The organism is Arthrobacter sp. Y3221159, assembly GCF_059089885.1.
The window spans coordinates 325,502-346,578 of the sequence record NZ_JBNHFC010000001.1 but is presented as its reverse complement, the minus strand read 5'-3'; the positions used below and the strand labels follow the sequence as shown (position 1 = coordinate 346,578).

Here is a 21,077-nt window from a genome sequence, read left to right as displayed (position 1 = left end):
TCGCCTGCCGGCAGCAGCCCGTGAGCGGCGCCCGCCAGCCGCAACAGGACAGTAAGGAAACGCGTGAAGATCGACTTCGCTTCATCGAGGCAGTCAACCCTCGGTGTCGAATGGGAACTCGCGCTGGTGGACGGCAAAACCGGTGAGCTCGCATCCGTGGCCAATGAGGTGCTGCGCGGTGTGGTGGACCGCCATCCCGAACTGAACGAGGACGACGAGCACCCGCACATCAAGCAGGAACTGCTGCTGAATACGGTGGAACTCGTCACCGGAATCTGCGAGACGGCCGCGGAGGCAAAACAGGACCTGAGCCGATCCCTGGCGGCCGTCCGGGAGATCACCGACCCCATGGGCGTGGAACTGTTCTGCGCCGGCAGCCACCCGTTCAGCCCGCCGCAGCTGCAGCCGGTGACGGACAAAGCCCGCTACGCCAAGCTGATTGATCGCACCCAGTGGTGGGGCCGGCAGATGGTGATTTACGGCGTGCATGTGCACGTGGGGCTGGACCGGCGCGATAAAGCCCTGCCGGTCTTGGACGGGCTGGTCAACTACTTCCCGCACTTCCAGGCGCTGTCCGCTTCCAGCCCGTTCTGGGGCGGCGAGGACACCGGCTATGCGTCCCAGCGTGCCCTGATGTTCCAGCAGCTGCCCACCGCCGGCCTGCCGTTCCAGTTCCCGTCCTGGGCGGAATACGAGTCCTACGTCCAGGACATGTTCACCACGGGCGTGATCGACACCCTTTCCGAGATCCGCTGGGACATCCGTCCCGTGCCGAACCTGGGCACCATCGAAATGCGCATCTGCGACGGCCTGGCAACCCTGGAGGAAGTGGGCGCCATCGCCGCCCTCACCCAGTGCCTCGTGGACGAATTTTCCACCATCCTGGACAACGGCGGCAGCCTTCCCACCATGCCGCCGTGGCACGTCCAGGAGAACAAGTGGCGGGCCGCCCGCTACGGCATGGACGCCATCATCATCCTGGACGGCGCCGGCAAGGAGCAGCTGGTGACCGACCACCTGCTGGAAACGCTGAACCGGCTGGAACCGGTGGCCGCGAAGCTGCGCTGCTCCGACGAACTGGCGGACGTTGAAAAGATCATCCGCCGCGGGGCCGGCTACCAGCGCCAGCGCAGGGTGGCAGCCGAACACGGCGGGGACCTCCAGGCCGTGGTCCTGGACCTGGTCAAGCAGATGCGGAACGGCCCCACCGCCTGACCCGCCCCGAAACGCGGCACTTCGGCACGGACACGCCGGCCGTCGTCGTGATTTCCGACGGCGACGCCGCCAAAGTGCCCCGCGACGGTTCGCCGGGCCAACCGCGGTCAGGCCGGGAGGGACACCGAAGTCACCGGCAGGGACGAGTCCGGGGCGAAGCCGATTCCGCTGGGGGCAATGCCTGCCATCACCAGCTGCGCGCCGAGGGCGGCCACCATGGCTCCGTTGTCCGTGCAGAGATCCAGCGGCGGCACGTAGAGCCTGATGCCGGCCGAGGCACAGCGCTGGCCGGTCAGCTCCCGGAGCCGTGAGTTTGCCGCCACCCCGCCGCCCAGCAGGACGTCCTTGATGCCGTGTTCCCGGCAGGCCAGCACGGCCTTGGACGAAATGATGTCTACCACGGCTTCCTGGAACGCGGCGGCGATGTCCGCCACCGGGATCTCCTCGCCGCGGGCTTCGAACTGCTCAACGCAGCGGGCCACGGCGGTCTTCAATCCGCTGAAGGACCAGTCGTAGCGGTGCGGGCCCGGCTCTTCGGCGGTGCCCATGTACTTGGGCTGGCTGAGGCCACGGGGAAAACGGATCGCCTTGGGGTTGCCGGTGCGGGCCACCTTGTCGATGACCGGGCCGCCGGGGTAGCCCAGGCCCAGGATGCGGGCCACCTTGTCGTAGGCCTCCCCCGCGGCGTCGTCGATGGTGGAGCCCAGCAGGACCACGTCATCGGTAATGCTGTTGATTCTCAGGATCTCCGTGTGCCCGCCGGACACCAGCAGCGCGCCGAGGTTTTCCGGCAGCTGCGGCGCCTCGCCGTCTTTGCCGTCCAGCAGCCCCACGCCCACGTGCGCCACCAGGTGGTTGATGGCATACAGCGGTTTGCCGGTGGCCACGGCCAGGGCTTTGGCGGCGCAGACCCCCACCATCAGGGCGCCGGCGAGTCCGGGTCCGGAGGTGACTGCGATGGCGTCCACCTCGTCCAGGGTGACCCCGGCGTCGGACAACGCCTGCTCCAGCGTCGGAACGAAGGCGTCCAGGTGCGCCCGCGAGGCGATTTCGGGGATGACGCCGCCGAAGCGGACGTGCTCGTCCATCGACGAGGACACGGTGTTGGTCAGGAGGGTGGTCCCCCGGACCACGCCGACGCCGGTCTCGTCGCAGGACGACTCAATGCCCAGGACCAGTGGCTGGGTGCGGTTCATGGCTGGTTTCCTTCGTGTGTTTCCGCGTCGCCGGTGAGCTGGAGCCGCATTATCAGGGCGTCGACGCCGTCGCGGTAATAGCGCGGGCGGATGTGGATCTGCTCGAATCCGAAGCGCAGGTACAGCCGCTGCGCGCGGGGGTTATCGGCCCGCACCTCCAGGAGGACGTCCGCCGCGTTCCGGCGGCGTGCCTCGTCAATGAGGCCGGTCAGCAGCGTGCTGCCGATGCCCCGTCCCTCATAGCCGGGAACGACGGCGATGGTCTGGACGTCCGCGATGGGTTTAATGCACATAAGCCCGGCGTAGCCCACGATGCCCTCTTCGCTTTCGGCCACGAAATACCGCCGGGTCTCCGGCTGGGCCAGTTCGTCGAGGAACATCTGCAGCGGCCACGCATCCACGGGGAAGAGCTGCTGTTCCAGGGCATTCACGGCCGGCACGTCGTCGAGGGTCATGTCGCGCACGGTGACGCTTGAGGCTTCGTTCACAGGGCCCTCTTCCTGGGTCCGGGGACCTGCGCATCAGACTCGCGGAGGTACAGCGGCGTGGAGTCCAGGAGGCCGTTGCCGGCGGCCAGACGGGCCAGCGCGAACTGGCCCAGGTACAGGGCGTCGGGCTGTTCCTGCGCGAAGTCCGGGTCCGCCTGCAGGGTGCCTGCATAGAGACCCGCTCCCGCCCCAAATGCCGGCAGGTCCGGCAGGTCCGCGGCGAAGTTCACGTGCGGCCCGTCGTCGAGCCGGGGCAACTGCCCTTCAGCCAGGGTGTAGCGGGCCCAGTAGACCTCCTTGCGGCGGGCGTCCGTCACCACCAGGAATTCGGCCGGGGCCGCCGTGGATTCCGCCACCTCCAGGGCCACGGCGTCCAGGCTCATCAGCCCGTGCAGCGGTTTGCCCCAGACGAAGGCGAGGGTGCGTGCTGTCGCGATTCCGGACCTGAGGCCGGTGAAAGGACCGGGCCCCACACCCACCACCAGGGCGTCGATGTCCTGCCCGGTGACGCCGGCCGTGGCAAGCATGTCCTCGATCCCCGGCGCCAGCACCTCAGCGTGGCTGCGGGTGTCCTCCGTGGAGAAGCTGGCCACCACGCCCTCCAGCGCGTCATCGGAGACGAGCGCGGCGCTGGCCACGGCGGAGGTATCGATCGCAAGGATCAGCATCAGTTGTTCCCTTCGGCGGTGCCCAGCCCGGGCGGGGCCGGCCAGCGCGGGCCGTATCCGCGCATGACGATGGTGCGCGGCTCGTCCGTGTCGTCGGTGTCGAAGTCGAGGTCCCCCGCGGCGGAGGGCCTGGGGGCGGCCAGCCCGATAGCGCGGTGCAGGACGATTTCCAGCCGGCTTTCGCTCAGGTGCTCCACCCGGTCGTGGCCCCACTCCACCACCGTCACGGACGAATCCATGGTGTTTTCCAGGTCGATGTCGTCGATCTCCGCGGCGGAGCCGAGGCGGTAGGCGTCCACGTGGACCAGGTCCGGGCCGCCGGGCCGTGGGCCTTCGGGCAGGTTGGGGTGGATGCGGACCAGGACGAATGTGGGCGAGATGATGCCGGCGCGGACGCCCAGCCCCTCCCCCAGGCCCTGCGTGAAGGTGGTCTTGCCGGCACCCAGCTCGCCGGAGAGCACCAGCAGGTCCCCGGCCTCCAGTTGCCCGGCAAGCCGGGCGCCGAGCGCATGGGTCTGGTCCGCCGTCGCCGCGGTGAAGGTCTTTTCCCAGTTGGGCAGTGTGGCCTGTTCGACGGCGGTCACGCGGCTCCCCCGGTCTGCAGGGCGGCCGCGTGCCGGCCCCCGGACGTGTCCTGTTCGTTGATGAAGCGGCGCGGAACCCGGGGGCTGATCCGGGTCACGATCTCATAGTTGATGGTCCCGGCGGCGCGGGCCCAGTCATCGGCAGTGGGACCGCCGTCGTCGCCGCTGCCGAACAGTTCGGCTTCCGCACCCAGCAGCGCGGCACCGGCGGGACCCGTATCCCCAAGGTCGATCACCATCTGGTCCATGGCGATCCTGCCCACCACGGGATAGGTCCGGCCGGCCACGCGGACGGGGCCGCCGGTGGCGATGCGGGGGATGCCGTCGGCGTAGCCCACGGGGATCAGGGCCAGGGTACTGCGGCCGGTGGTGTGGTAGCGGAGGCCGTAGGAGACGCCCTGTCCGTCCGGCACTTCCTTGCACTGGGACACCAGGGTCCGGAATGTCATGGCCGGCCGCAGCCCGAATTCCGCGGAAGTCTGGCCGTCGAAGGGTGAGAGCCCGTAAATGCCCAGGCCGGCGCGGACCAGGTCGAAGTGGGTGTCCGGCCGGGAAAGCGTGGCGGGGGTGTTGGCCAGGTGGCGGACCTCGGGGTCCACCCCGGCGTCCTCGGCAACAGCCAGGGCCTCGCGGAATGCCGCCAGCTGCTGGTCCGTTTCGGGCCGGTCCGGTTCATCGGCCACGGCCAGGTGGGAGAAGATGCCCACCACCCGCAGCAGGCCCTGGTCCTGGTATTCCATGGCCTCGCCCACCAGCTGGTCCCAGGTCTCGAGCGTGGCGCCGTTGCGGCCCAGGCCGGTATCGACTTTCAGGTGCACCCGGGCCGGGCGTTCCTGCTCCCGGGCGGCCGCCACAATGCGGTCCAGTTCCCAGCCGGAGCACCCGATATCGACGCCGGCGGCCACCGCAGCGCCGAAGTTGCTGTCCACCGTGTGCAGCCAGGCGAGCAGCGGGGCCTCAATACCGGCGGCCCGCAGAGCCAGGGCCTCCGAGATGTGGGCCACGCCCAGCCAGGAGGCACCCGCTTCGATGGCTGCGCGGGCCACGGGAACGGCGCCATGTCCGTACGCATCGGCTTTCACGACTGCCATGACCTTCGCCGGGGAGGCGGCGGCTGCGAGCCGGCGGACGTTGTGCCGGACGGCGTCCAGGTCGATCACGGCGGACCGCTCGTGGCGCGGGTCCCGGCCGGGGGCACCGCTGAATTCACCGGTTGTTGCGGGGTATGTCACCTTAGTGATTCTAGTGCGGGCGGTTCCGGCCGAATAATCACGGCGGTGCGGGCGGGTTTCCCGGAACCGGTTGGGGCGCCGGGGGCCTGCCGGTTCGCCGCCGTCGGGGGCTAAGCGTCCGAGAGGTGGGCGATGGTGGCCGAGGCCCTCCGCTGGGCGGCGAGCGGGACGTCCTGGATGATCTCCGCGAGGAACCCGAAACGGCGAAGCCACTGGCTCATTTGCCGCTCGGGCCGCGCGTTGGCGCGCTTCCACCAGTCGGCGATGTCGCCCCAGCCCGGGGCGGCGAGCGAGCCGCCCACTTCCTGCACCGCGAGCGAGGCGCACAGGTTCGCGAACCGCAGCCTGTTCCCCAGTGGCCAGCCGGCCAGGCTGCCCACAATGAACGCGGCGTCGAAACAGTCACCTGCGCCGGTGGGATCGAAGGCCTTGACGGGCAGGGCGGGCACCCACTCCTCCTCCCCGGTTTCCGAATCCACCGCCATGGCACCCTGCGGGCCGAGCGTCACCACGGCAACCGGAACCCGGTCAGCCAGTGCATACAGCGCCGTCCACGGATCGTCCTTGCCGGTGAAGGCCATGGCCTCGCGCTGGTTGGGCAGGAACGCGTGGAAATACTGCAGGTTCTCCAGTCGGACCGGCGCCCACTCCCCGGTGGGGTCCCAGCCGACGTCGCCGAACAGCTTGACTCCCGCCTGGTGCGCCGCCTTGGCCCAGGGCTCCACCTCCACCCCCACCTCCGCGATTCCGGCGAGCGCGGGCGGCGGGGTGCCGATCAGTTCGGAGGACGTCACCGGGGCGGCGTGGCCGTGCGTCACCATGGACCGGTCCTTCTCCACGCACAGCGAGACCGTCACCGGCGAGTGCCAGCCGGGGACGCGCCTGGACAGGCTGAGGTCCACATGTTCCTGGCTGGAGAGGATCTTCCAGTTGAAGTCCCCGTAGCCGTCGTCACCGAACGCCGCCGCGAGGCCTGTCCGGAGCCCCAGGCGGGCCGCGGCGATGGCCTGGTTGGCGACGCCGCCGGGGCAGCTGCCCATGCCGTCGCTCCAGATTTCGGTGCCCGGTTCCGGGCCGTGGGGCAGCCCGGTGAAGATGATGTCCTGGAAGACGGTCCCCGCCAGGAGGACGTCGAACCCCGGCTCGTCGGGCGAGCGGACCGCAGCCAGGGGGTCGAAGGGGCGGGCAGGGATGGCGTCCATGCCCGGCACGATACGCCCTGCCACCGACATCCGGAAGTACATGCCCCCGCTTTGTGCGGTTCTGCGGGAGGGCGCAGGCCTAGACTGCTGGGTATGCGGCTCCTCATTGCCGGCGGCGGCGGTTTCCGGGTGCCGCTGATCTACCGGGCGCTGGCTTCCGGCCGTTTCGCCGGGCTGGTTACCGACCTGGTGCTGTACGACGTCGACCCCTCCCGCCTGGCCGCCGTCACCGCCGTCCTGCGCAGCATGCCCGCCGGCCCGGGTGCAGCCCCTCCGGTCCGTGCCACTGCGTCGCTTCCGGACGCGCTGGCCGGCACGCAGTTGGTGTTTGCGGCCGTCCGGCCGGGCGGCACCGCGGGCCGGGTCGCTGATGAGAAGGTGGCCCAGGACCTCGGGCTGCTGGGGCAGGAGACTACGGGCGCCGGCGGTATTTCCTACGCTCTGCGGACCATTCCGCACATGCTCCAACTGGCCCGGCAGATGCAGGAGCACAGCCCGGATGCCTGGCTGGTCAATTTCACCAACCCGGCCGGCATGGTCACCGAGGCCCTGGTTCCGGTGCTCGGTTCCAGTGTTATCGGCATCTGCGATTCGGCGGGCGGCCTGGTGCAGCGGGCGGCGCGGGCTGCGGGCGTGGCGCTGCCGGACGGCCGGCTCGACGGCGTGGGCTACTACGGGCTGAACCACCTGGGCTGGCTGTACCGGCTGGAGTCCGGCGGCCGCGACGTCCTGCCGAACCTGCTCGCTGATCCACAGGCGCTGCAGTCCTTCGAGGAGGGCAGGCTTTTTCCACAGCCCTTCTTGGCCGGGCTGGGCGCGCTTCCCAACGAGTACCTCTACTACTATTACCGGCTGGACGCCGCGCGGCAGGCGATGCGGGCCATGCCCAGCACGCGCGGGGAGTCCATCCACCGGCAGCAGCAGGAGCTGTATCCGCGGCTCGCTGCCGCCGGTGCTGACGCTTACCGGCTGTGGGAAGAGGCGCGCCGTTCCCGCGAGGAGGGTTACCTGGCTGAGGCCCGGGCCAGCGGCGAACAGCGGGACGAAGGTGACCTGGCCGGCGGCGGCTATGAGCGGGTTGCGCTGGCCGCCATGCGCGCCCTGTCCGGGGCCGGGGACACCCAGCTGATCCTGAACACGCGCAACTCCCTGCCCGCCGCGTCCAGGGGTGCCGCGGCTGAAGCACCCGCTGCCCGGGCCGCCATTCCCGGGCTGCCGGCGGACGCCGTCGTCGAACTTCCCTGCACGGTGACTCCCGACGGCGCGCAGCCGCTGCCGCAGGCGCAACCGGAAAAAGAGCAGCTGGAGCTGCTCCGCCGGGTCAAGGAGGTGGAACGGCTCACGGTCCAGGCGGCAACGGAGGGCAACCGGGACGCGGCCCTGGCGGCGTTTACCCGGCATCCCCTGGTCGATTCGCCGCACCTGGCTGCGGACCTGCTCACCGGCTACGAACACGCCTTTCCGGAGCTGCGGAAGTTGTGGGGCGGGGGCGGCGGCTGACACACAACGGCGGGCGTTAAGGGTAAGGAGTAGTGTTTTATCGAACGCCCACTGATCCGGCGCGCACAGTACGAGCCGGCGGCCGGAAGGAGGTCCCGTGGCATTGATCCGCAGGGTCGCTTTACTCTCCCTCCACACCTCCCCCATGGAGCAGCCGGGGTCCGGTGACGCCGGCGGCATGAACGTCTATATCCGTGAACTTGCCTCCGCCCTCGCCGAAGCGGGCGTTGAAGTGGAGATCTTTACCCGCGCCACCTCCGCCGGCCAGCCCGCCGTCGAGCATCCCGATCCCGGTGTCTGCGTGCACAACGTCCTGGCCGGGCCGCCCCGGAAGATCCCCAAGGAGGAACTTCCCGGGCTCCTGCACAGCATGGTGGCCGAGATCGAACAGATCCGACGCCGGCAGCCGCACGGACGGTACGACGTCATCCACTCCCACTACTGGGTGTCCGGGATCGCGGGCCTGGAGTTGTCCGAGCTGTGGGGCGTTCCGCTGGTCCACACCATGCACACCATGGCCAAGGTGAAGAACCTGCTGCTGGAGTCCGGCGAGCAGCCCGAGCCGCGGCGGCGTGAGCTGGGCGAGCACCGGATTGTGGACGGCGCGGCGCGGCTGATCGCGAACACCAGTTCAGAGGCCGCCGAACTGGTGTCCCACTACGGCGCCACGTACGACCGGATCGATATCGCCCCGCCTGGCGTGGACCTGGGCACCTTCACCCCGGCATTCCGTGCCCGTTCCCGGGCCAACCGGGGCGTCGCTCCCCGCACGTTCCATCTGCTGTTTGCCGGCCGTATCCAGCGGCTAAAAGGCCCCCATGTACTGGTCGATGCTGCCGCCCTGCTGCGGCGCCGGCGCCCGGACATCGACCTGCGGCTCACCATCCTGGGATCGCTGAGCGGCAACAAGGAGTTCAACCTGCGCCGGTGGATTTCCGAGGCCGGAATAGACGACGTCGTCACCCAGCTTCCGCCAGTCAAGGCAGCGGAGCTTGCGGAATGGTTCCGCGCGGCGGACGTTGTGGTGATGCCATCCTTCAGCGAATCCTTCGGACTGGTGGCGCTGGAAGCCCAGGCCTGCGGCACGCCGGTGGTGGCCACCCGGGTGGGCGGGCTTTCACGGGCGATCTTCCATGGCCGCACCGGGCTGCTCGTTGACGGGCACCACGCCGCGGATTGGGCCGACGCCCTGGAAGCCCTGTACGACGACCCCGCCACCAGGGAGGACATGGGGCGGGCCGCCGCCATCCGTGCCCAGAACTCCGGCTGGTCCCGCACCGCCGCCATCACGCTCGAAAGCTACCACGCCGCCGTCGAGCATCATGTGGGGCACCGGCTGGTGCCGGCCGTTCCGGCATCCTGAGGGACCCCGGCGCGGCCGGGGCTTGGGCCGGCGTTCCCGGGGTACGTTACCTGTGACGCACAGGAAAGGACGACGATGTCTCGCTTCCCCTCCGACCTTGAGATAGCCCGGGCCGCGCGGATCCGGCCGATTCCGGAGATCGCCGCCGCCGCGGGGATCAACGCCGATGCGGTGGAGCTCTACGGCCGGTTCAAGGCGAAGATCGACCCCGCCCGGCTGGACGCCCCGCCGCCGGCGGGGAAGGTGGTGCTGGTCTCGGCCATGTCCCCCACGCCCGCGGGTGAAGGGAAATCCACCACCACCGTTGGCCTGGCCGACTCGTTGGCCCGGGCCGGGCACAAGGTGATGATCGCCCTCCGCGAGCCGTCGTTGGGCCCCGTCCTGGGCATGAAGGGCGGTGCCACCGGCGGCGGGCTGTCCCAGGTCCTGCCCATGGACGAGATCAACCTCCACTTCACCGGCGACTTCCACGCGATCACCTCGGCCAACAATGCCCTGATGGCGCTGGTGGACAACCACATCTTCCAGGGCAACGCCTTGAACATCGATCCCCGGCGCATGACCTTCAAGCGGGTCCTGGACATGAACGACCGGGCTCTGCGGGAAGTGGTGATCGGACTCGGCGGGCCCTCCCAGGGGGTTCCCCGGCAGGACGGTTTCGACATCACCGTGGCGTCCGAAATCATGGCCGTCTTCTGCCTGGCCGCGGACCTCGCCGACCTCCGCGAGCGCCTGGGCCGGATCACGTTCGGCTACACCTTCGACCGCTCTCCGGTGACCGTGGCCGATCTCGGCGTGCAGGGTGTACTCACGTTACTCCTGAAGGAGGCCGTTAAGCCCAACCTGGTGCAGACCATCGCCGGCACCCCCGCCCTGGTCCACGGCGGCCCGTTCGCCAACATCGCCCACGGCTGCAACTCTCTGATCGCCACCCAGACGGCACGGCGGCTGGCGGACATCGTGGTGACCGAGGCCGGCTTCGGCGCCGACCTTGGCGCGGAGAAGTTCATGGACATCAAGGCCCGCACTGGCGGCCTGGCGCCTTCCGCCGTCGTGGTAGTGGCCACGGTGCGGGCCCTGAAGATGCAGGGCGGGATGGCCAAGGACCAGCTGACCCGCCCGGACCTCGCAGCGCTCGAAGCCGGGGTGCCCAACCTGCGCCGGCATCTGCGGAACGTGGAGAAGTTCGGCGTTACTCCCGTTGTGGCCATCAACAAATTCGGCCTCGATTCACAGGAGGAACTGGACTGGCTGCTGTCATGGTGCGCGGCGGAGGGAGTGCATGCTGCGGTGGCGGATGTGTGGGGGCGCGGCGGCGGAGGGGACGGCGGGGACGAGCTTGCAGCCAAGGTGGCGGAAGTGGTGGCGGCGCCGAACAGTTTCCGGCACCTGTACCCGCTGGAGCTGTCTGTGGAGGACAAGATCCGGACCATTGCGCAGGAGATTTACGGGGCTGACGGCGTGGACTTTTCCGTGCCGGCGCTGAAGCGGCTGGCCGACATCGGGCGGAACGGCTGGTCCGGGCTGCCGGTGTGCATGGCCAAGACCCAGTACTCCTTCACGGACGACGCCTCCCGGCTCGGCGCCCCCAAGGGTTTCACCATCCACGTGCGGGACCTGCTGCCCAAGACCGGCGCGGGGTTTATTGTGGCGCTCACGGGCGCGGTGATGACCATGCCGGGCCTCCCCGCCGTCCCTGCGGCCCTGCGCATGGACGTGGACGACGCCGGCAACCCGGTCGGCCTCACCTAACCCCTCCCCCCCGTTGCTCTATCAGTTGTGGTCCTTAAAGCAGGGGTTTGGGGACCACAACTGATAGAGCAACAGGGGGTGTGGATAAGTTCTGCGGGGGTTGGCCGCTCCGGGTAAGAATGTTTCGCATGCGCCCCGTACAACCGTTACCCGTTCACCTCAAGTCAGCTCCCTTCACTGTCCGCGAGGCACGTGCGGCAAGCCTGAGCCCAGCGAGGCTCCGCTCATCGGATCTCGCATCCGGTGGACGTCTGCTGTATATGCCGTCGGGCTGGGAGTTTGAGTTGCCTGCCATGGCGCGGGCCCTGTCGGCTGCGACCCCCGGTGCCTGGATTTCCCACCTCACCGCAGCTGTCCTTTTCGGCTTGTGGCTTCCTGCCTGGTTTCAGGACTGCCGTGAGCTGCACCTGAGCAAGCCCAGAGCACTGCCACCAGTGCGCCGTGAAGGCGTGGTGGGCCATACCGTCCTTGCTTTCGCGGACGAGGTGGTGTTCTGGGAGGGCATTCGGATTTCCACTCCAGCGCGAACGTGGCTTGACCTGGCCCGGCTTGTTCCACTTGAGGATCTTGTTGCTGTCGGTGACCAATTGGTTCGCCAGCCGCGGCCCGGATTCGAAGTACGGGCGGAGCCTTGGTCCAGTCTTCCGGAGCTGCAGCGGATGTTGACCCGGCACCCGAAGCTGCAGGGCATCGTCAAGGCACGCGCCGCCGTCCACCTTATTCGCGCTGGCGCGGACTCGGCCCCCGAGACGTTTTTGCGGCTGGCTCTGACGGAGGCGGGACTGCCCGAGCCCGAATTGCAGATGCGTATCGTGCAGGATGACCCCTATTCACCTGCCGCCGATATGGGTTACCGCCGACAACGCGTTGCCATACAGTACGACGGCGGCCATCACCTGACACGGGAACAGCAGTCACGCGACAATCGGCGGGATGCATCTTTTCACTCAGCCGGGTGGAAGTACTTCAAGTTCAATGCCGACGACCTGGCCCACAAATTCCGCCGTGCCGTAGGACAGGTCCGCGCCGCCCTCCGCGAGCCTTAAACAGCGTTGCTCTATCATTTTTGGTCCCCAAACCGGGGTTAAAGGGACCAAAAGTGATAGAGCAACGGAGGGGGGTTAGCGCTCCAGGTCGCCGCGGATGAAGGCTTCCACCTTTTCGCGGGCGAGGTCGTCGTTGAACTGCTCCGGCGGGGACTTCATGAAGTAGCTCGAGGCGGACAGCAGCGGGCCGCCGACGCCGCGGTCCAGGCCGATCTTGGCGGCGCGGATGGCGTCGATGATCACGCCGGCGGAGTTGGGCGAGTCCCAGACCTCCAGCTTGTACTCCAGCGAGACGGGGGCGTCACCGAAGTTGCGGCCCTCGAGGCGGACGAACGCCCACTTGCGGTCGTCGAGCCACTGGACGTAGTCGGACGGGCCGATGTGGACGTCCTTCGCTGCCAGCTCTGCCTCGACGTTGGACGTGACGGCCTGGGTCTTGGAGATCTTCTTGGACTCCAGGCGGTCGCGTTCCAGCATGTTCTTGAAGTCCATGTTGCCGCCGACGTTCAGCTGGTACGTGCGGTCCAGGGTGACGCCGCGGTCCTCGAACAGCTTGGCCATGACGCGGTGCGTGATGGTGGCGCCGATCTGGCTCTTGATGTCGTCACCAACGATCGGCACACCGGCTGCGGTGAACTTGTCGGCCCACTCCTTGGTGCCGGCGATGAAGACGGGCAGGGCGTTGACGAAGGCAACGCCGGCGTCAATGGCAGCCTGGGCGTAGAACTCGGCAGCATCCTGGGAACCGACGGGAAGGTAGCAGACCATAACGTCAACCTTGGCGTCCTTGAGGGCCTGGACCACGTCAACGGGTTCTTCGGTGGACTCCTCGATGGTCTCGAGGTAGTACCTGCCTAGCCCGTCCAGGGTATGGCCGCGCTGGACGGTCACGCCGGTGGGCGGCACGTCGGCGATCTTGATGGTGTTGTTTTCGCTGGCCAGGATGGCGTCGGCCAGGTCGTGCCCGACCTTCTTGCCGTCGACGTCGAACGCGGCGACGAATTCAACATCACCCACGTGGTACTGGCCGAACTCAACGTGCATCAGGCCCGGGATGGTGCTGTTGGGGTCGGCATCCTTGTAGTACTGGACGCCCTGGACCAGCGAAGCGGCGCAGTTGCCTACGCCGACGATGGCAACACGGATCGGATGTGAAGACACGGAACTCCTTTGAGGACAAAACGTCAGCCGGCCGGGGTGCGTCGGGGAGGATTGCGACGGCGGCCGGCTGGTACGGCGCCGCGCGGCGCCTTTTCATACTACCCAACAGCGCGGGACGGGGCATTGTTCCCGGTCCCGCGCTTTAACAATCAGGAAACAGGCTGCTTCCAGAGATTGATGTCGGATTCGACGGCGAATTCGTCGATGGCCGTCAGTTCATCGGACGTGAAGTCCAGGTTGTCGATGGCGGCCAGCGAGTCTTCCAGCTGGCGGACGCTGGAAGCGCCGATCAGCGCGGACGTCACCGGGGAGCCCTTGGGCTGGTCGCGCAGGATCCAGGCGATCGCCATCTGCGCCAGGGACTGTCCGCGGCCCTCGGCGATGGCGTGGAGCCCGCGGATCCGGTCCAGCTTCTCGTCCGTGATGGCGTCCTCGGACAGGAAACGGGCTTTCGCAGCGCGGGAGTCGGCGGGAATGCCGTTGAGGTACCGGTTGGTCAACATGCCCTGGGCCAGGGGCGAAAACGCGATGGACCCGGCGCCCACCTGGTCGAGGACCTCGTACAGGTTAGGCGAACCGTCCTCGGTCCAGCGGTTGAGCATGGAGTAGCTGGGCTGGTGGATCAGCAGCGGCGTACCCAATTCCTTAAGGATCCGGGCGGCCTCGACGGTCTGCTCCGGGGTGTAGGAGGAGATGCCAGCGTAAAGGGCCTTGCCGGAGCGGACGGCGTAGTCCAGGGCCCCCATGGTTTCCTCCAGCGGGGTCTCCGGATCGGGCCGGTGACTGTAGAAGATGTCCACGTAGTCCAGGCCCATCCGCTGCAGGGACTGGTCCAGGCTGGAGATGAGGTACTTGCGGGAACCCCACTCTCCGTAGGGCCCGGGCCACATGTAGTACCCAGCCTTGGTGGAGATGACCAGCTCGTCACGGTAGGGCTTGAAGTCGTCCTGCAGGTGCCGGCCGAAGTTGGTCTCCGCCGAGCCGTCCGGCGGACCGTAGTTGTTGGCGAGGTCGAAGTGGTTCACGCCGAGGTCGAACGCGCGGCGGAGGATGGCGCGCTGTTCATCAAAGCGCTTGTCGTCGCCGAAGTTGTGCCACAGGCCCAGCGAGATTGCCGGAAGCTTCAGGCCGCTGCGACCGACGCGGCGGTAGGGCATGGAATCGTAGCGGTCCCCCGCTGCAGAAAAAGTCATACGTTCCATCCTGCCAGCTGTGATCCCCGTAACATGACAACGATGGAAAGTTACGCCGCGGGCTGACAAATGCCGGCCCGCGGCGCCGCTTCAGTCCGACAGTCATGATTTGAGGATTGCTGCGCTCCACGGCGCCAGGGCAAGGGACTCGCCCTCCAGTCCGGTTCCCTCGTCCGTGGCCAGCAGCACGGAGCCGGAGGCCCCGTCCAGCCGTGTTTTTGCGTCCGAGAAGTTGATCAGCACCTCGACGCTGCCTCGGCGGAACCGCAGCCAGCGCTCGTCGTCGTCGAACGTCACGTCCGTTTCGGTGAACCCCAGCCCGGCCAGCTCGGTGTGCTGGCGGCGCAGCGCGGTCAGCTGCCGGTACAGGTCCAGCAGCCGCGCGTGGTCGCCGCTGGCGGCCTCGTCCCAGTCCAGCTTGGACCGGCGGAAGGTTTCCGGGTCCTGGGGATCGGGCACGACGGCGGGATCCCACCCCATGCGCTCAAACTCCTTGATGCGCCCTTCCGCGGTGGCCTTACCGAGCTCGGGTTCGGGGTGCGACGTGAAGAACTGCCACGGCGTGGAGGCACCCCATTCCTCCCCCATGAACAACATGGGGGTGAACGGCGACGTGAGCGTGAGCACCGCAGCCACGGCGAGCTGCCCGTAGGACAGCGACTGCGAGAGCCTGTCCCCCGTGGCCCGGTTGCCGATCTGGTCGTGGTTCTGGTTGCAGACCACCAGCGCCGCAGGGTGCACCAGTGCGGTGTTGATGGGCCGGCCGTGGTGCCGCCCGCGGAAGCTGGAGTAGCTTCCGTCATGCAGGAACCCGTCCTTCAGCACCTTGGCGAGCACGGCCAGGGAGTCGAAGTCGGAGTAGTACCCGGTGGTTTCGCCGCTGACGTTGACGTGGACCGCATGGTGGAAGTCGTCGCTCCACTGCCCCGCCAGCCCGTAGCCGTTGGCATCCCGCGGGTAGAGCAGGCGCGGATTGTTCAGGTCCGATTCCGCGATGAGCGTCTTGGGCAGCCCCGTTTCCGCGGCCATGGCATCACCCAAGGCACCAAGGTCCTCGAGGAGGTGCACGGCGCGCTCGTCCCGGAAGGCGTGCACGGCGTCCAGGCGGAGCCCGTCCACGTGGTAGTCCCGCAGCCAGAGGGCAGCGTTGTCCAGGATGTATTCACGCACCACGTCCGAGCCGCCACCGTCCAGGTTCAGGGAGTCGCCCCACGTGTTCGCGTCCCCCTGCTTGAGGTAGGGGCCGAACTTGGGCAGGTAGTTGCCGCTGGGTCCGAGGTGGTTGTAGACCACGTCCTGGATGACGCCGAGCCCGGCGGCGTGGGCCGCGTCGACGAACCGCTGGTACGCCGCCGGCCCGCCATAGCCCTCATGCACGGTGTACCACTGGACGCCGTCGTAGCCCCAGTTGTGGGTTCCGTTGAACCCGTTGACGGGCAGCAGTTCCACGAAGTCGATGCCCAGCCCGGCCAGGTAGCCCAGCTTTTCCGCCGCGGCGTCCAGGGTTCCGGCAGGCGTGAACGTGCCAACGTGGAGTTCGTAGATTACCGAGCCCAACAGGCCCTTGCCGCGCCATCCGGAGTCCTGCCAGGCGTAGGAGGCGGGGTCGAACGTTCTGGACAGTTCGTGGACGCCCGACGGAAGCCGGCGGGACCGGGGGTCGGGCAGGGGCTTGCTATCCCCGTCCAGCAGGTAGCCGTAGTCCACGTCGCCCTGGGCTGGGGCGCTGGGGGCGGTCCACCATCCTTCCGAGCCGGGCGCCGTCTCCTTCTTCTGCATCGGGTACTGCCGGCCATCAGCCAGCAGGACCACGGTCGCGGCGTCCGGCGCCCACACATCGAAGCGTTCGGGACCGTCATTGACGAGGGTCATGCGTTCTCTCCATCCACCGGAACCAGCAAAGCCACCGGGTAGGTACCCAGGACATCCGCCACCAAAACGGGTCCCGGCCCGAAGGCGGCCCCGGTCAGTTCGTCACGCATCAGCGCGGGGAGTTCGACGGCGGTGTCCCGCCAGCCGCCGCCGGCTTCCAGTCCCGCGGGCAGCCGGGTGGCCAGAGTCACCGCTCCGGGCGATGTTTCCGAGGCGCCGCGGGAAAACGCCAGCAGGTGGCCGGCCGCGGCGCCGGAAGCAGCAACCGGCTTGTAGCCCTGGAACAGTTCCGGCCGGTCCCGGCGCAGGCGGAGTGCCCGCGACGTGGCCAGGAGCTTGCTGGTTTCCGTCCCGGCGTCCGGCAACGTCCCGGCGTCGAGCTTCTCCAGCTCGGCGGCCCGGAGTGCGAAGTCCACCGGCCGACGGTTGTCCGGGTCCGTCAAGGACCGTTCCCAGAGCTCGCTGCCCTGGTAGACATCCGGCACGCCCGGCATGGTGAGCTGGACCAGTTTGGCCGACACTGCGTTGGAGGCGGCATAGGCGTCAATCCGTGTCACGAACTCCTCCACGGCCCTGTTGACCCGGGGGTTGTCGAACGCGGCGTCCACCGCAGCCTTCACTGCGGACTCGAAGTCCTCGTTGGGCTCTGTCCACTTGGTGGAGTTGCCCGCCTCGCGGGCGGCCTTCGACGCGTAGCCCTGGAGCCGTTCCCGGCTGGCGGGCCAGGCCCCGACGACGGCCTGCCACAGCAGGTTCTCGTACGGGCCGTCCGGGACCGGCGCCAGCTCCCGAAGGGTCTTCAGCGTGGCGGTCCACTCCTGCGGGAGTTCGGCGATCACGGAGATCCTGGCCCGGGCGTCCTCGCTGCGCTTGGTGTCGTGGGTGGACATGGTGGTCATGGACAGGGGCAGGTCCTCCTGCCGGCGGCGCATCCGGTGGTGGAATTCGTCGGGGGTGACCGCGAATTCAGTGGGTTCGGCACCCACCTCGGTCAGGGTTCCCAGCCGGGTGTAGCGGTAGAACGCAGTGTCCTCCACGCCCTTGGCCATCACCATGCCGGAGGTCTGCTGGAACCGGACCGCGATCGGGTTGGAGGGGTCCAGCAGCAGCGGCAGGAGGGTTCCCACGGCAACGGCGAGGTCCGGCCGGTGTTCGGCCGCGGACTCGCACGCTTCCTTGAGGACCTCGGCGCCGGTGGGCAGGTAGGTGCGGTAGACCGGGAAGGCGGCGATGATCTCGGCGATCGCATCCGCCGCCTGTTCCAGGGCCAGTCCGTAGGATTCCGGCACAAGCCGGGCCAGGCGCAGCACCTCGGACCGCAGGATGCCGTCCGCGATCATGCGTTTGGTGCCGCGGATCATCTCCGCATAGTCCGCCGGCCCGGACGTCCCGCGCAGATCAGCGTCCAGTGAGTCCAGGGCAGCCTGGCCGGCCGGGTCCACGAACACGCGGTCCACGTCCGCCAGGGCGTCGTAGCCGGTGGTTCCCTCGCAGGCGAAGTCGCCGGGCAGGACCTCGCCCGGCTCCAGGATCTTTTCCACCAGGACATAGGCCCCGCCCGTGAGGTCCTTCAGCCAGCGGAGGTACCCGGCCGGATCGGCCAGACCGTCCGGGTGGTCTACCCGGAGTCCGTCCACCAGTCCCTCACGGAACCAGCGACCCACCTCGGCATGGGCTTCCTCGAAGACCTTGGGGTCCTCCACCCGGATGCCCGCCAGCGTGGTGACGGCAAAGAAGCGGCGGTAGTTGAGCTCGGCATCGGCGCGGCGCCACCCCATGAGCTCGTAGTGCTGGCGGCTGTGGACGTCCTGCGGGGAGTCACCCTCCGTGTAGGTGCCCGGAGCCACCGGGAAGCGGTGGTCGTAGTAGCGGAGCTCGCCGTCCACCACTTCCAGCTTGTCCAGGTCCTCATCCGAGCCCAGCATGGGCAGCCGGATCTTGCCGCCGCCGAGGTCCCAGTCGACGTCGAAGGCTTCGGCGTAGGGCGAGCCGCGGCCCTCCCGGAGCAGCGACCACCACCAAGGGTTCTGCGGCGGTGAGGCAACCCCAACGTGGTTGGGGACGATGTCCACCAGGACGCCCATGCCGTGCTCGCGGGCTGCCTTGGACAGCGCCAGCAGTCCTTCCGGGCCGCCGCGGGCGGGGTCGACGGCGGAGGGGTCGGTCACGTCGTAGCCGTGGTCCGAGCCCTGCTCCGCGGTGAGGATGGGTGAGAGGTATACCCAGTCCACACCCAGCGATTTCAGGTACGGAACCTGTTCGGCGGCATCAAACAGCGTGAAACTGCTGCGGATCTGCAGCCGGTACGTGGATGCGGGTGCCCTCACTTTTTCCCAGCCTTCCGCTCCCCCACCTTGGTGGTCTTTCCGGGTTCCGCCACCACGGGGGTGCTGATGGTCTCCGTCTCGCTGCTGGACGTCTGCGTGAGCGCGGCCAGCGAAGCTGCAACGGAGTGGTCCGGCTCGACTTCCTCAACAGTGTGGGCGCGCAAGACCACCAGGGACTTGGCCTCAACCGGCAACGGCTGTCCGGCGGAAACCGGTTCAGTGTCGGCGTTCTGCCCGGCAGTGTCAATGATGACGTCCCAGGCCGGTGCGTACTCGTCTGAAGGCAGCGTGAACTTGACGGTGTCATCGTGGGCATTGAAGAACATCAGGAAGCTCACATCGGTGATCCTGCGACCCCGGGTGTCCTTGCCCTGGATGCCGTCCCCGTTCAGGAAGACGCCCACTGAGCGGCCGAACCCGCTGTCCCAGGCTTCGGGTTTCATCGTCTCGCCGGACGGGTCCAGCCATACGATGTCCGGCAGCCGTTCGCCTTCTCCCCGTAGGACGGGCCGTCCGTCGAAGAACCGGCTGCGGCGGAACGTGGGATGCTTGGCGCGGAGCGCATTGACGGCGGCGGTGAACTCGATCAGCGGCTGGTCGATGCTGTCCCAGTTGATCCACGTCAATTCGGAGTCCTGGCAGTACCCATTGTTATTGCCTTGCTGGGTGCGGCCCAACTCGTCACCGTGCAGGAGCATGGGCACGCCCTGGGACAGGAGCAGCGAGGCGATGAAGTTACGCTGCTGGCGGGCCCGGAGCGCCAGCACCTTTGGATCGTCCGTGGGACCTTCGGCACCGCAGTTCCAGGACCGGTTGTGGGACTCGCCGTCGTTGTTGCCCTCGCCGTTGGCCTCGTTGTGCTTCTCGTTGTAGGACACCAGGTCCGCCAGGGTGAAGCCGTCGTGTGCGGTGACGAAGTTGATCGAGGCCACGGGACGGCGGCCGGAGTGCTCGTAGAGATCCGCCGAGCCGGTGATGCGGGAGGCGAACTCACCCAAGGTGGCGGGCTCGCCGCGCCAGAAGTCGCGGACGGTGTCGCGGTACTTGCCGTTCCATTCGGTCCACTGCGGCGGGAAGTTGCCCACCTGGTAGCCGCCGGGGCCGACGTCCCACGGCTCGGCAATGAGCTTGACCTGGGAAACTACCGGATCCTGCTGGATGAGTTCGAAGAAGGTGGACAGCTTGTCCACGTCATAGAATTCACGGGCCAGCGTGGAGGCGAGGTCGAAGCGGAAGCCGTCCACGTGCATTTCGGTGACCCAGTAGCGCAGCGAGTCCATGATGAGCTGCAGCGAGTGCGGGTGCCGGACGTTCAGGGAATTGCCGGTGCCCGTGTAGTCCATGTAGTGCTTTTCGTCGCCCTCCATCAGCCGGTAGTAGGCGGCGTTGTCGATGCCCTTGAAGGACAGCGTGGGGCCCAGGTGGTTGCCTTCGGCGGTGTGGTTGTAGACCACGTCAAGGATGACTTCGATGCCCGCCTTGTGCAATGAGCGGACCATGGCCTTGAAGTCCTGGACCTGCATGCCGGTATCGCCCGTGGAGCTGTAGGTGTTCTGGGGCGCGAAGAAGCCGATTGTGTTGTAGCCCCAGTAGTTGTTCAGGCCCTTGTCCTCAAGGGTTCCGTCATTAACGAACTGGTGCACGGGCATGAGCTCGATGGCGGTGACGCCGAGCTTCTGCAAGTGGGCGATGACGGCGGGATGCGCCACGCCGGCGTAGGTTCCACGCTGTTCCTCGGGCACGTCCGGGTGTAGCTGGGTGAGGCCCTTGACGTGGGCCTCGTAGATGACGGACTGGTGGTAGGGGATGCGCAACTGCTGGTCGCCCTCCCAGTCAAAGAACGGGTTAATGACGACGCCCATCATCATGTGCTTGGCTGAGTCAGCGTCGTTGACGGAGTCGGGCTCGCCCAGGTTGTAGGTGAACAGCGCGGGATCCCAGTCGATCTGGCCGTGGATGGCCTTGGCGTAGGGGTCCAGCAGGAGCTTGTTCGGGTTGAACCGGTTGCCCGAGGCGGGATCGTAGGTCCCGTGCACGCGGTAGCCGTACTTCTGGCCGGGCTGGATCTGCGGGATGTAGCAGTGCCACACGTAGCCGTCCACTTCGTCCAGCGCGATGCGGGTTTCCTTGCCGTCATCGTCAAAGAGGCACAGTTCCACTTTTTCTGCTCGTTCGCTGAACAGGGCGAAGTTGGTGCCGGTGCCGTTGTAGGTGGCGCCAAGCGGATAAGCCGATCCAGGCCAGACTTCCATAATGCTCCTCATCGTTGGTCGGCAGC

General features: G+C 67.8%; 16 protein-coding genes. 5 read left to right on the top strand and 11 right to left on the bottom strand.

Annotation, left to right across the window (positions count from 1 at the left end; translation table 11 throughout):
* Nucleotides 1–63 precede the first annotated feature (63 nt).
* A complete protein-coding gene (locus AC5RT3_RS01650) occupies nucleotides 64–1,215 on the top strand; it encodes a glutamate--cysteine ligase (protein WP_494123347.1) in 1,152 nt (383 codons plus the stop codon).
* Nucleotides 1,216–1,322: 107 nt separating this feature from the next.
* On the opposite strand, the gene tsaD is transcribed toward AC5RT3_RS01650, so the two are convergent.
* The 6 genes from tsaD to AC5RT3_RS01620 all read right to left on the bottom strand — a co-directional run bounded on the left by tsaD (nucleotide 1,323) and on the right by AC5RT3_RS01620 (nucleotide 6,585).
* A complete protein-coding gene (gene tsaD / locus AC5RT3_RS01645) occupies nucleotides 1,323–2,411 on the bottom strand; it encodes a tRNA (adenosine(37)-N6)-threonylcarbamoyltransferase complex transferase subunit TsaD (protein ID WP_494123346.1) in 1,089 nt (362 codons plus the stop codon).
* Entirely contained in the window at nucleotides 2,408–2,866 is a 459-nt protein-coding gene (rimI, locus tag AC5RT3_RS01640; protein ID WP_494123391.1) for a ribosomal protein S18-alanine N-acetyltransferase, read from the bottom strand. Before rimI ends, tsaD begins: the two co-directional genes overlap by 4 nt.
* A gap of 29 nt (nucleotides 2,867–2,895) precedes the next feature.
* On the bottom strand, nucleotides 2,896–3,567 hold the full coding sequence (gene tsaB / locus AC5RT3_RS01635; RefSeq protein WP_494050950.1) for a tRNA (adenosine(37)-N6)-threonylcarbamoyltransferase complex dimerization subunit type 1 TsaB: 672 nt from the start codon (nucleotides 3,565–3,567) through the stop codon (nucleotides 2,896–2,898).
* Nucleotides 3,567–4,151 (bottom strand): tRNA (adenosine(37)-N6)-threonylcarbamoyltransferase complex ATPase subunit type 1 TsaE, encoded by a 585-nt coding sequence (tsaE, locus tag AC5RT3_RS01630; RefSeq protein ID WP_494123345.1) that lies wholly within the window; start codon nucleotides 4,149–4,151, stop codon nucleotides 3,567–3,569. Before tsaE ends, tsaB begins: the two co-directional genes overlap by 1 nt.
* A complete protein-coding gene (gene alr / locus AC5RT3_RS01625) occupies nucleotides 4,148–5,383 on the bottom strand; it encodes an alanine racemase (protein ID WP_494123344.1) in 1,236 nt (411 codons plus the stop codon). Before alr ends, tsaE begins: the two co-directional genes overlap by 4 nt.
* A gap of 110 nt (nucleotides 5,384–5,493) precedes the next feature.
* Entirely contained in the window at nucleotides 5,494–6,585 is a 1,092-nt protein-coding gene (locus AC5RT3_RS01620) for a carbohydrate kinase family protein (RefSeq protein ID WP_494008882.1), read from the bottom strand.
* A 93-nt stretch (nucleotides 6,586–6,678) separates the two neighbouring features.
* On the opposite strand from AC5RT3_RS01620, the gene AC5RT3_RS01615 reads away from it, so the two are divergent.
* From AC5RT3_RS01615 to AC5RT3_RS01600, 4 genes are all read left to right on the top strand, one after another.
* Nucleotides 6,679–8,085 (top strand): family 4 glycosyl hydrolase, encoded by a 1,407-nt coding sequence (locus tag AC5RT3_RS01615; RefSeq protein ID WP_494123343.1) that lies wholly within the window; start codon nucleotides 6,679–6,681, stop codon nucleotides 8,083–8,085.
* A 97-nt stretch (nucleotides 8,086–8,182) separates the two neighbouring features.
* The gene (gene mshA, locus AC5RT3_RS01610; protein ID WP_494050954.1) at nucleotides 8,183–9,448 is read left to right on the top strand and encodes a D-inositol-3-phosphate glycosyltransferase; all 1,266 of its coding nucleotides are present in this window, start codon (nucleotides 8,183–8,185) and stop codon (nucleotides 9,446–9,448) included.
* 75 nt (nucleotides 9,449–9,523) lie between these two features.
* The gene (locus AC5RT3_RS01605; RefSeq protein WP_494050955.1) at nucleotides 9,524–11,200 is read left to right on the top strand and encodes a formate--tetrahydrofolate ligase; all 1,677 of its coding nucleotides are present in this window, start codon (nucleotides 9,524–9,526) and stop codon (nucleotides 11,198–11,200) included.
* 128 nt (nucleotides 11,201–11,328) lie between these two features.
* A complete protein-coding gene (locus AC5RT3_RS01600) occupies nucleotides 11,329–12,246 on the top strand; it encodes a DUF559 domain-containing protein (RefSeq protein WP_494123342.1) in 918 nt (305 codons plus the stop codon).
* 75 nt (nucleotides 12,247–12,321) lie between these two features.
* Here AC5RT3_RS01600 and AC5RT3_RS01595 read toward each other — a convergent pair whose 3' ends face one another.
* The 5 genes from AC5RT3_RS01595 to glgX form a co-directional block, all read right to left on the bottom strand.
* Complete coding sequence (locus AC5RT3_RS01595; protein ID WP_494008887.1) at nucleotides 12,322–13,407, bottom strand: inositol-3-phosphate synthase; 1,086 nt, start codon at nucleotides 13,405–13,407, stop codon at nucleotides 12,322–12,324.
* 149 nt (nucleotides 13,408–13,556) lie between these two features.
* Entirely contained in the window at nucleotides 13,557–14,600 is a 1,044-nt protein-coding gene (mgrA, locus tag AC5RT3_RS01590) for an L-glyceraldehyde 3-phosphate reductase (protein WP_494050957.1), read from the bottom strand.
* A gap of 102 nt (nucleotides 14,601–14,702) precedes the next feature.
* Nucleotides 14,703–16,472, bottom strand: coding sequence for a malto-oligosyltrehalose trehalohydrolase (gene treZ / locus AC5RT3_RS01585; RefSeq protein WP_494123341.1), 1,770 nt, complete (start codon nucleotides 16,470–16,472; stop codon nucleotides 14,703–14,705).
* On the bottom strand, nucleotides 16,469–18,799 hold the full coding sequence (treY, locus tag AC5RT3_RS01580; protein ID WP_494123340.1) for a malto-oligosyltrehalose synthase: 2,331 nt from the start codon (nucleotides 18,797–18,799) through the stop codon (nucleotides 16,469–16,471). Before treY ends, treZ begins: the two co-directional genes overlap by 4 nt.
* Nucleotides 18,796–21,051: a glycogen debranching protein GlgX gene (gene glgX, locus AC5RT3_RS01575; RefSeq protein WP_494008891.1), complete on the bottom strand. Its 2,256-nt coding sequence runs from the start codon at nucleotides 21,049–21,051 to the stop codon at nucleotides 18,796–18,798. Before glgX ends, treY begins: the two co-directional genes overlap by 4 nt.
* Nucleotides 21,052–21,077 lie beyond the last annotated feature (26 nt).

Bases quoted from the DNA above. Each gene is read 5' to 3' on its own strand.
- tsaD (WP_494123346.1), bottom strand. From the start codon at position 2,411: ATGAACCGCACCCAGCCACTGGTCCTGGGCATTGAGTCGTCCTGCGAC.
- rimI (WP_494123391.1), bottom strand. From the start codon at position 2,866: ATGACCCTCGACGACGTGCCGGCCGTGAATGCCCTGGAACAGCAGCTC.
- tsaB (WP_494050950.1), bottom strand. From the start codon at position 3,567: ATGCTGATCCTTGCGATCGATACCTCCGCCGTGGCCAGCGCCGCGCTC.
- AC5RT3_RS01620 (WP_494008882.1), bottom strand. From the start codon at position 6,585: ATGGACGCCATCCCTGCCCGCCCCTTCGACCCCCTGGCTGCGGTCCGC.
- AC5RT3_RS01615 (WP_494123343.1), top strand. From the start codon at position 6,679: ATGCGGCTCCTCATTGCCGGCGGCGGCGGTTTCCGGGTGCCGCTGATC.
- AC5RT3_RS01605 (WP_494050955.1), top strand. From the start codon at position 9,524: ATGTCTCGCTTCCCCTCCGACCTTGAGATAGCCCGGGCCGCGCGGATC.
- AC5RT3_RS01600 (WP_494123342.1), top strand. From the start codon at position 11,329: ATGCGCCCCGTACAACCGTTACCCGTTCACCTCAAGTCAGCTCCCTTC.
- mgrA (WP_494050957.1), bottom strand. From the start codon at position 14,600: ATGACTTTTTCTGCAGCGGGGGACCGCTACGATTCCATGCCCTACCGC.
- treZ (WP_494123341.1), bottom strand. From the start codon at position 16,472: ATGACCCTCGTCAATGACGGTCCCGAACGCTTCGATGTGTGGGCGCCG.
- glgX (WP_494008891.1), bottom strand. From the start codon at position 21,051: ATGGAAGTCTGGCCTGGATCGGCTTATCCGCTTGGCGCCACCTACAAC.